The 10,390-nt window shown below is 57.9% G+C and carries 8 protein-coding genes; all 8 read left to right on the top strand.

Annotated elements, in window-relative coordinates; translation table 11 throughout:
• The first annotated feature begins 78 nt into the window (after positions 1-78).
• The gene (locus NW837_RS08095; RefSeq protein WP_414330507.1) at positions 79-1,218 is read left to right on the top strand and encodes a CAP domain-containing protein; all 1,140 of its coding nucleotides are present in this window, start codon (positions 79-81) and stop codon (positions 1,216-1,218) included.
• 192 nt (positions 1,219-1,410) lie between these two features.
• The gene (locus NW837_RS08090) at positions 1,411-2,958 is read left to right on the top strand and encodes a ferredoxin--nitrite reductase (protein WP_414330506.1); all 1,548 of its coding nucleotides are present in this window, start codon (positions 1,411-1,413) and stop codon (positions 2,956-2,958) included.
• Positions 2,959-3,019: 61 nt separating this feature from the next.
• Complete coding sequence (locus NW837_RS08085) at positions 3,020-4,342, top strand: CmpA/NrtA family ABC transporter substrate-binding protein (protein WP_414330505.1); 1,323 nt, start codon at positions 3,020-3,022, stop codon at positions 4,340-4,342.
• Positions 4,343-4,502: 160 nt separating this feature from the next.
• Positions 4,503-5,462, top strand: a complete 960-nt coding sequence (gene ntrB / locus NW837_RS08080; RefSeq protein WP_099834651.1) for a nitrate ABC transporter permease — start codon at positions 4,503-4,505, stop codon at positions 5,460-5,462.
• Positions 5,463-5,534: 72 nt separating this feature from the next.
• Entirely contained in the window at positions 5,535-7,526 is a 1,992-nt protein-coding gene (locus tag NW837_RS08075) for a nitrate ABC transporter ATP-binding protein (protein ID WP_414330503.1), read from the top strand.
• 38 nt (positions 7,527-7,564) lie between these two features.
• On the top strand, positions 7,565-8,407 hold the full coding sequence (locus NW837_RS08070) for an ABC transporter ATP-binding protein (RefSeq protein WP_414330511.1): 843 nt from the start codon (positions 7,565-7,567) through the stop codon (positions 8,405-8,407).
• A gap of 33 nt (positions 8,408-8,440) precedes the next feature.
• Positions 8,441-8,974 (top strand): Uma2 family endonuclease, encoded by a 534-nt coding sequence (locus NW837_RS08065; RefSeq protein WP_414330500.1) that lies wholly within the window; start codon positions 8,441-8,443, stop codon positions 8,972-8,974.
• A 108-nt stretch (positions 8,975-9,082) separates the two neighbouring features.
• On the top strand, positions 9,083-10,390 hold a 1,308-nt coding region (locus tag NW837_RS08060; RefSeq protein ID WP_414330509.1), incomplete at its 3' end, for a molybdopterin-dependent oxidoreductase.

The raw sequence follows: 10,390 nt of genomic DNA, 5'->3' as shown, positions 1-10,390 counted from the left end.
GCGAGAGCAGCAGCAGCACCGTCAGCCCCCCCAGCATCACCCCCACCCCCACCGGCTCATAATTCGGCTGGTTTTTGCATGCCCTTGCAGCGGTTGCCCAAGTTGGTTCAGCTTTGGGCTTTGAGGATCGCGGGGATCTTTTGTCTTTGTCTGCTGGCGGCCTGTGGAGGATCCCCTACCTCGATGGAGCCACCGCGGGCAGGGGAAGTGCCGATTGCCAGCTTCCTGTGCCGGTTGGATCGCCAGACCCGCAGCTTCACGGGGCCTATTTACGCCGAACAGCCCCAGGTTGCTACCTGCAACCCCGGTCGCCTTACGCCTGCAGCAGCCCAAAAGATGATGGATCGGCTGAATTTTCTACGGCTGTTGCACCAGTTACCGCCGGTGAAGCTCAATCCTCAGTTCCTAGAAGCCGCCCAGCAAGCGGCCTTGATGCAGGTAGCCAATGGTACTCTCAGCCACCAGCCGCCCCCTTCTTGGCGCTGCTTTACCCCTGCTGGGGAGGCGGGATCCCGCTTCAGCAACCTGGCGGTTGGGCCCATCCTAGAGCTGAACGGCCCCGATCCAGGCCGGGTGTTGGCGCGGCAGGTGGACATCTATTTTGCCGAGCCAGGTCGAGAAAACTTTGTGGATGTGGGGCATCGCCGCTGGAACCTGTATCCTCAGTACGCCCAGGGGGCCTACGGCATTGTCTTTGACCCACGGGCTGGACGGGTGACCCAGGCCAACGCCAACTGGATCTTCGGTTTTGACGAGTCGGTGCCAGATCCAGAGTTCATCGCCTTCCCGGAGAAAGACGGCTACCTCTACCGCCTAGAAGGGTTTTCCGGCCAGCCCCTGTCTGCCTACCGCTGGTCTTTCTCGGTGCCCAGCCGTGGCGGCAAGGCTGATCTCAGCCAAGCCCAAGTCCGCATCACCGATGCCCTCAGCGGCGAGCCGGTGCCTGTTGGAGATCTCCGCGTGGGGGATCCCGCCTTTGGCCTGGAAACTTTGACCTACTCCGTGGGTTCGATCCAGCCCAATCGCAACTACACCTTTGAAATTAGCGGCATTCGCCTCAACGGTGGCCCCCCCCGCAGCTACCGCTACACCACCGCTCTCTACGACTGCGATCCCCAAACTTCCCAACGGCCCGCACCCCTCACCGAAGGGCTGGGGATCCCGCCCCGTCTGCTCTGGCAGATGGAGCCTTTCAACTCTTTCAACCCTCTCAACTAGCTTTTCCTCACCCCCAGCCCCTTTCCCAAAGGGGAAAGAGGGGTCTGCTGCTCCTGGAAGCCTGACTTTATGCATAAAGCGCAATTCGAGAATGACAAAACTGCATAACCTGTTACAAAGTGTAACTGCCAATACCAAAGTTAACGGTTCGTCATCGCTAGGGTAGCCAGTGTTCACCCCACGGCAGCGATCATGGCGAACCAATTTGAACGCCTCAAAAGCGAAAAGGATGGGCTGGCGGTCAAGGCCGAGCTGGAGGCGTTTGCCCGGATGGGTTGGGAGAACATTCCTGAAGACGACCGGGATCACCGCCTCAAGTGGCTGGGGATCTTCTTTCGCAAGCGCACACCGGGTCAGTTCATGCTGCGGCTGCGCCTGCCCAATGGGATCCTAACCAGCGGCCAAATGCGGATGTTGGGCGCAATCATCCACCCCTATGGAGAACAGGGCGTAGCCGACATCACCACCCGGCAGAACCTGCAACTGCGGGGCATCCCCATCGAGGAAATGCCCCAGATCCTGGGCTACCTGAAAGAGGTAGGCCTGACCAGCATCCAGTCGGGCATGGACAACGTGCGCAACATCACGGGATCCCCTCTGGCCGGTATTGACCCGGACGAGCTGATCGACGTGCGCGGCCTCACTCGCAAGGTGCAGGACATGGTTACCAACAACGGCGAGGGCAACCCTTCCTTCAGCAACCTGCCGCGCAAGTTCAACATCGCCCTCTGCGGTTGTCGTGACAACTCCGTGCATGCGGAGATCAACGACCTGGCCTTTGTGCCCGCCTTCAAAAATGGCCGCCTGGGCTTCAACGTCCTGGTGGGCGGCTTTTTCTCTGCTCGCCGCTGCGCCGAGGCAATTGGCCTAGATGTCTGGGTGGATCCCCGGGATGTAGTTCCCCTGTGCGAGGCGGTGCTGCTGGTCTACCGGGATCACGGCCTGCGGGCCAACCGGCAAAAGGCGCGGTTGATGTGGCTCATTGACGAGTGGGGCCTAGAGAAGTTCCGGGCGGCTGTGGAGCGCCAGACTGGCCACCCTCTGCTCAGGGCAGCGGAAAAAGATGAGGTGGTCTGGCACAAGCGGGATCTGCTGGGGGTGCATGCCCAGAAGCAGCCGGGCCTCAACTTTGTCGGCCTGCATGTGCCGGTGGGGCGGCTCAACGCCCTGGAGATGATGGAGCTGGCCCGCTTGGCGGAGGTGTACGGCTCCGGGGAGCTGCGGCTGACGGTGGAGCAGAACGTGCTCATCCCCAATGTGCCCGACTCCCGAGTGGCTTCCTTGTTAAAAGAGCCGCTGTTGAAAAAGTTCTCTCCCAACCCAGGGCCCTTGCAGCGGGGGCTGGTGTCGTGTACGGGCAACCAGTTCTGCAACTTTGCCCTCATCGAGACCAAAAACCGGGCTGTGGCCTTGATGGAGGAGCTGGAGGCGGAGCTGGAGATCCCCCAAACGGTGCGCATCCACTGGACGGGCTGCCCCAACTCCTGCGGCCAACCCCAAGTAGCCGATATCGGCCTTATGGGCACCACTGCTCGCAAGGACGGCAGGGTGGTGGAGGCCGTGGACATCTACATGGGGGGAGAGGTGGGCAAAGACGCCAAGCTGGGCGAATGCGTGCGCAAAGGGATCCCTTGCGAAGACCTCAAGCCGGTCTTGGTGGAGTTGCTCAGGGAGCACTTTGGGGCCAGGCCGCGTCAGCATCCGTCCGCCGCCCAGGCTTCTGTTTTGGTAACCCGCTAGCGGTTCTGTTGCCGTCCTGAAAGTTTTTCTTTCTTCGTCGTTGTAAATCTTGGAGGTTTCGATGTCTAAGCTGTTCAGCACTTCCTCTCCCGTCTCCCGTCGGCAATTTTTGGCCGGGGTGGCTGCTCTCACGGCTGGGGCGGCCACGGCTGGGATCCCGCGCGCCCAATCGCAATCCTTGGGCAAAGGCTACTGGGTGGCGCAGGCCGATACTCCCGAAACCACCAGCGCCAAGCTGGGGTTCATCGCTCTAACCGACGCGGCCCCCCTGATCATCGCCAAAGAGAAGGGGTTTTTCGACAAGTACGGCATGAAGGACGTAGAGGTGGTCAAGCAGGCCTCTTGGGGCACCACCCGCGACAACTTGGTGCTGGGATCCGCCGCCGGCGGCATCGATGGGGCACACATCCTCACCCCCATGCCCTACCTCATCACCACCGGCAAAGTTACCGATGGCAAGCCGGTGCCTATGTACATTTTGGCCCGTCTCAATCTGGACGGTCAGGGCATCAGCATTTCCAACCAATATCGGGATTTGCAAATCGGCCTGGATAGTTCCCCCCTCAAGGCCAAGTTTGCCGAGCTTCGAGCTGCCGGCAAAGATCCCAAATGTGCGATGACCTTCCCTGGTGGCACCCACGACCTATGGATGCGCTACTGGCTGGCCGCAGGCGGGATCGATCCCACTAGCGACGTCTCCGTCATTGTGGTGCCGCCGCCGCAGATGGTGGCCAATATGAAATCCAGAACCATGGAAGCCCTCTGTGTGGGCGAGCCTTGGAATGCCCAGCTGGTGAACCAAAAAGAGGGGTATAGTGCCCTCACCACCGGCGAGCTGTGGAACGGCCACCCGGAAAAGGCCTTTGCCCTGCGGGCCGACTGGGTGGATGCGCACCCGAAAGCCACCCTTGCCCTGTTGAAAGCGGTGCTAGAAGCCCAGATCTGGTGCGACCAGATGGAAAACAAAGAGGAGATGTGTCGCATCATCGGCGACCGCCGCTGGCTGGGGGTGCCTGTGCCCGATATCTTGGGCCGTTCTCGGGGCACTTTTGACTACGGCACCGGCAAGGTCGTTGAAAACAGCCCCCACCTGATGAAGTTCTGGCAGAACTACGCTTCCTACCCCTTCAAGAGCCACGATCTCTGGTTCTTGACCGAAAACATCCGCTGGGGTTACCTACCTGCCGACACCGATACCAAAGCCTTGGTGGAGCGGGTGAATCGGGAAGAACTCTGGCGGGAAGCTGCCAAAGCCATTGGTCAGGGGGCAGCCATTCCCCCCAGCACCTCTCGAGGAGTGGAAACCTTCTTCGACGGGGTGCAGTTCGATCCCGAAAATCCTGCCGCCTACCTGGAGAAATTGGCGATTAAGAAGCTGGCCTAGCCTGATCTTCTCAATTCTTCCAGAGCAAGTTGCAAAAACCCTTGCAAGCCCTCTGCCCAGGAGAGAAGGGATCCCCGAATCCCCACAAAGAGTGTTCAACTGAAACCCCTTCTCTCTTGGGATCCTCTTAAGTTGACTTCAACCTTACTCCCAGCAAGCCATGAGGATTTTCCACTCTGCCCTACAGTTGGGCTACCACCTCTTTCGGATCCTGCTTCCCCTACTGGTTGGCCTAGGCCACTGGCTGCTGAAAACCAGCCCAGGCTTTGTTCTTCAGTCCAATGCCGGGCTCCACTCCCCGGCCAGCTCTGCATCTTCTTCTGCTTGGAGGCAGCGAGTCCAAATCCACCAAGTGCTGCGCCGCGTTCTTTTGCCCACCACGGCCATTTTAATAGTGCTCGTTCTCTGGCAAATTGCCTATAGCCGCCCCGGAGCCAACTTGCCCACCCCTCTCCAGGTTTGGCAGGACACCTGGGATCCCCTCATTAAAGATCCCTTTTTTGACTATGGCGGCAATGCCAAAGGGCTGTTCTGGCAAATTTGGGCCAGCTTGCGGCGGGTGTTCATTGGGTTTGCCCTGGCCGGCTTGGTGGGGGTTGTGGGCGGCATGATCATCGGGGTCAATCGCTGGCTGTACGAGGCTTTGGATCCCATTTTTCAGGTGCTGCGCACGGTGCCGCCTTTGGCCTGGCTGCCGATTTCTTTGGCTGCCTTTCGAGATGCCAACCCTTCCGCCATTTTCGTAATCTTCATTACGGCCCTCTGGCCCATTTTGATCAACACCGTTGTCGGCGTACAGCAGATCCCACAGGACTACCGCAACGTGGCCAGAATTGTACGCATGTCGGGCTGGAAGTACTTTTTCAAAATCGTTTTCCCGGCAACTGTGCCCTATATTTTTACCGGCTTGCGCATTGGGGTGGGCTTGTCTTGGCTGGCCATTGTGGCAGCGGAAATGTTGATTGGCGGTGTGGGCATCGGGTTCTTCATCTGGGATGCCTGGAATAGCTCCCGCATCAGCGAAATCATTCTGGCTTTGATCTATGTCGGGATGGTGGGTCTTCTGCTGGATCGGATCACGGCTTGGATTGGCTCGCTGGTGGTGGCTGAGGATCGCTAAATGAGCTTGGCCGAGTTTTAGATTGGTTGCTGACAATTTCTCCATGCTCTCAGAAATCATCTCAGGGGAATCATGAAGACCCAGCCTTACATTGAAGTGGATCATGTCGACAAGGAATTTCTCCTCGACAACGGAGAGGTCTATCCTGTCCTGAAAGACATCCACCTGGAGATCCAAAAGGGGGAATTTGTCTCGTTGATCGGCCACTCCGGCTGTGGCAAATCGACCCTGCTCAACATCATCGCCGGCCTGGAAAAGCCTTCCCGCGGAGGCATTCTCCTGGAGGGCCGACAGGTTACAGATCCCGGCCCAGATCGCATGGTGGTGTTTCAGAACTATTCCCTGCTGCCCTGGCTGACCGTGCGGGAGAACGTTGCCCTGGCTGTGGACGAGGTGCTGGGATCCCTTCCCAAAGCAGAGCGAAGCCGGATTGTGGAAGAGCACATCCGCCAGGTGGGGTTGCAGGGGGCAGCCGACAAGCGACCGGCCCATCTGTCAGGAGGGATGAAACAGCGGGTAGCCATTGCCCGGGCTTTGGCCATCCGTCCGCGGGTGCTGCTGTTGGATGAGCCCTTTGGCGCTCTGGATGCCTTGACGCGCGGCAACCTGCAGGAGCAACTGATGGAGATTGCCCAGGCGGAGCAGCTCACCTGTGTCATGGTTACCCACGATGTGGATGAGGCGCTGCTGCTTTCGGATCGGGTGGTAATGATGACCAATGGCCCGGAGGCCCGCATTGGCCAGATTTTGCGGATCCCTTTTCCTCGGCCCCGCCATCGTTTGGAAGTGGTGCGTCACCCCGACTACTACAGCCTGCGGGGAGAGATGATCTACTTTCTCAACCAGCAAAAGCGGGCTCGCCAAAAAACGCCTGTTCGCGTGGCCATTGCCAAACACGGCCTGGAGAAGGTCAATTTGGAGGTTGGCTTTGTGCCCCTCAACGACTGCGCCCCGCTGGTGGTGGCGCAGGAAAAAGGCCTGTTTCAAAAGCATGGCCTGGAGCAGGTCACCCTGGTGCGGGAGCCAGGCTGGAAGACCATCTGGGAAGGGATCCGCTCCGGTCGGCTGGATGCGGCCATGGTGGTGGCCGGGATCCCGTTGGCTTCCACCTTGGGAGTAGGGGGAGTTCCGGTGCCTTTGATTACCGCGCTAACCCTCTCCCGCGGCGGCAACGCCATTACCTTCGGGCGCAGACTTTTGGAGCGAGGCGTTCAAAGCCTGGCGGATTTTCGCCAATACCTCAACCACACCCCCGACACAGTCCACACCCTGGGAGTGGTTCATCCGGCTTCCATGCAAAACTTCCTGTTGCGGCACTGGCTGGCCGGTGGGGGGGTGGATCCGGATCGGGACGTTACGTTGACGGTGATCCCGCCGCCGCAGATGGTGGCCCACCTCAAGGCCGGCAACATCGATGGCTACTGCGTGGGCGAGCCCTGGAACTCCCGCGCCGTGCGGGAACAGTTGGGATTTATCGTCACCACCACCCCTGAAATCTTACCCAGCCACATCGAAAAGGTGCTGACGGTGCGCCAGGATTGGGCGCAAAACTACCCCCGTACCCATGTAGCTCTGGTCAAGGCACTACTGGAGGCTTGTCACTACTGCGATCAGCCGCAGCACCGTTCTGAGATCTTGGAGTGGCTGGCTCAGCCCCAGTATGTGGGCGTGGCCCTGGAGGATCTGCAGCCGGGGTGGACGGGTATTCTGCAGCGGGGAATTGCCGATGAATCCCAAGCCCTCACCGGTTTTCACCAGTTTGCCAACGGGCGCAACACCTGTCCGGAAAGATTGGAACACCTCTGGATCCTGACGCAGATGGCTCGCTGGGGACTCTGCGCTTTTCCCCGCAATTGGGTTTCGGTTCTCGACCAAGTTCTGGACAGCGAAACCTACGCCCTAGCCGCCAGAGAACTGGGCCTTCCGGATCGGGCCCACGACCGCGGAGCTTTACTCTTTGGCGATGGATCCCGCTTTGACGGAGAGGATCCCGTTGCCTACCTAGAGTCTGTAGCCATACGGCAGGATCTGAAGCTGCAGGAGTACCAGCTCAGCGAAGTTTAGCTTTTGTTACCTTAGCCCCTCAATTGGAAAACACCATGATGACCAGTTCTCGCCTATCTTCCTCACCGCTATCTTCTGCTTCTCCGGTTGCAGGACTGCCCCTTCTTTGTCTTCAGAATGTGGGCAAAACCTACTTCACCTCAGCAGGGCCCTTCGTTGCGCTGGAAAATATCAATCTGGAAGTGGCCGCCGGTGAGTTTGTTTGCATTATTGGCCACTCCGGTTGCGGCAAATCCACCTTGATCAACATGGTGGCTGGGTTTTCCACCCCCACTTCGGGATCCATTACCCTCAAGGGCCAGCCCATCACCTCCCCAGGGCCGGATCGGATGATGGTGTTTCAACATTATTCCCTTTTGCCCTGGCTGACTGCCTTTGAAAATATTTATCTGGTGGTGGATCAGGTGTACCCAACCAAACCCCGGTGGGAAAAAAGGGAAATTGTTCAAGAACATCTGGAATTGGTAGGTTTGGCGGAAGCAGCCCACAAGCGGCCCAAGCAGCTTTCTGGAGGCATGAAGCAAAGGGTAGCCATTGCCCGCGCTCTTGCCGTTCGTCCGCAAGTTTTGCTGTTGGATGAGCCTTTTGGGGCCTTGGATGCCATTACCAAAGAAGAGCTGCAAGACGAGCTGCTGGCCATTTGGCGGGATCACCGCTGCACGGTTTTGATGATTACTCATGACATCGACGAGGCTCTCTACTTGTCAGACCGTGTGGTGATGATGACCAACGGCCCCGCTGCCCATATCGGCGAGATCTTGACCATTCCCTTCGAGCGACCGCGCATCCGCTCCCGCATTATGGAAATGCCCGAGTTCTACGAATTGCGCAACCGCGCCCTTGACTTCCTCTATCGTCGCTTTGCCCATGGAGGGGATTGAGCTAGGGTTCAAAATACTTGGAGAGGGAAGTTGATGGCCACTGCTCCGGTTCAGGTAGTTCCAACCGATCTCCCAATGGAGGAGCGGGTCTCTAGCTTGCCCAAAACCCTTGCCGACTATCTGGCCAATCCAGTTGCCCAAACCAAATGGGTAGATGGCTACATTGTGGAGAAAGTGGGGCAAACCTTAGGGCATGCAAAGATCCAAACCCGACTTCTCTTCCGTTGGCTCGGTTATGTTGAATGTCAGCCATTGGGGGGTATGGTTTTGGTGAAGGCTCCCGGCCAAACCAAAGGCAGAGTCAGAAGACCTGATGCTGCCTACTCATCTCCAGATTTAATCCAGCAATTTGGAGAGGATATTGCCACGCTGCTGCAGAGCTATCCTCTGGTTGAGGAGATCTTCTCTCCAACCGACTGTGGAGAAGATATTTTCCTAAAAGCCCAAGAGTATCTCAGCTCCGATGTACTGGAAGTCTGGCTGATTTTTCCCAGAAGCAAATACGTTTTTATCCAAACTCAAGATGGCCATCTTTGGCTAGCTGAACAGGACACTGACAAGAGCTAGGTTGTATTACCTGGCTTGGAGATCCAAGTTGCCGCTCTTCTCAGCTAAGGGATCCAAAATGCGAGAGAATTGGGCGTTTAATAGGGATCCCAACTCATGGTGACCGCGATGGAGTCGGAAAAAGCTGTCATCAAAACCCTATGTCCCTATTGCGGTGTGGGATGTGGATTGGAGGCGGTTTCGACAGCCTCAGGTGACTGGAAAATGAGAGGCGACCGGGAGCATCCTTCCAGCTTGGGGATGGTCTGTGTAAAGGGGGCTACGGTTCTGGAGGCAGTTGGTCGGGATCGGCTGCTCTATCCCCTGTTTCGGGAGAGCTTGGGCCAGCCCTTTCGTCGCATTTCTTGGGATCAGGCTTTTGAGGAGATGGTTTCTCGGCTGCGCCGCCTCAAAGACAACCCCCACTCCATAGCCATGTATGGATCGGGGCAGTTGCTCACTGAAGACTATTACGTTGCTCAAAAGCTCATTAAGGGCTGCCTGGGCACCAATAATTTTGACACCAACTCGCGCCTGTGCATGTCCTCAGCCGTCTCGGCCTACACCCAATCCCTGGGATCCGATGGCCCCCCCTGCTGCTACGAGGATCTCGATCTCTGCAATCTGGCTTTTCTGGTGGGCACCAACACAGCAGAGTGCCATCCCATTCTTTTTAATCGCTTGAAGAAGCGGCACAAGCCCGGATCCCCCCTCAAAATGGTGGTCGTGGATCCCCGGCGCACTCAGACAGCAGAAGCTGCCGATCTCCACTTAAAAATTCGCCCCGGTACGGATATCGATCTTTTCAATGGGATTGCCCATTTGCTGTTGAAGTGGGGATCAATGGCTACCGATTTTATCGAGGGCTGCACCCAAGGTTTTGCTGAATATGCAGCTTTGCTGGCCGATTATGAACCGCAGATTGTGGCCCAGCGCTGCGGAATTGCCACCGAGGATTTGATCGAAGCAGCCAAGCTTTGGCAGGGATCCCAAAGGGTTCTCTCCCTTTGGTCGATGGGCCTAAACCAGTCCAGCGAGGGCACCGCCAAGATCACCAGCTTAATCAACCTGCATCTCCTGACCGGGCAAATTGGCCGACCGGGGACCGGCCCCTTTTCCTTGACCGGCCAGCCCAATGCCATGGGCGGTCGAGAGGCAGGGGGGTTATCCCATCTGCTGCCGGGATATCGGCTGGTGAGCCAGCCCCAGCATCGGGCAGAGGTGGAGCAGGCTTGGGGTTTGCCCGGCGGCTCCATCTCCCCCCACCCAGGACTGAGGGCTACCGAGATGATTGCCGCTCTGGAGACGGGATCCCTGCAGTTCTTCTGGATTGTGGCCACCAATCCTTTGGTGAGCTTCCCCGATCTGGAACGGGTTAAAAAAGCCCTGAAAAAGTCTCCCTTTACTGTTTATCAAGAGGCTTATTACCCTACGGAA

Source organism: Synechococcus sp. R6-10 (assembly GCF_047461815.1).
In the GTDB taxonomy this organism is placed as follows: domain Bacteria; phylum Cyanobacteriota; class Cyanobacteriia; order Thermostichales; family Thermostichaceae; genus Thermostichus.
This window is presented reverse-complemented; position numbering and strand designations above follow the sequence as displayed.

Coding starts and splice junctions, on each gene's coding strand:
- NW837_RS08095 (WP_414330507.1), top strand. CDS start 79: ATGCCCTTGCAGCGGTTGCCCAAGTTGGTTCAGCTTTGGGCTTTGAGG.
- NW837_RS08085 (WP_414330505.1), top strand. CDS start 3,020: ATGTCTAAGCTGTTCAGCACTTCCTCTCCCGTCTCCCGTCGGCAATTT.
- ntrB (WP_099834651.1), top strand. CDS start 4,503: ATGAGGATTTTCCACTCTGCCCTACAGTTGGGCTACCACCTCTTTCGG.
- NW837_RS08075 (WP_414330503.1), top strand. CDS start 5,535: ATGAAGACCCAGCCTTACATTGAAGTGGATCATGTCGACAAGGAATTT.
- NW837_RS08065 (WP_414330500.1), top strand. CDS start 8,441: ATGGCCACTGCTCCGGTTCAGGTAGTTCCAACCGATCTCCCAATGGAG.
- NW837_RS08090 (WP_414330506.1), top strand. CDS start 1,411: ATGGCGAACCAATTTGAACGCCTCAAAAGCGAAAAGGATGGGCTGGCG.
- NW837_RS08070 (WP_414330511.1), top strand. CDS start 7,565: ATGACCAGTTCTCGCCTATCTTCCTCACCGCTATCTTCTGCTTCTCCG.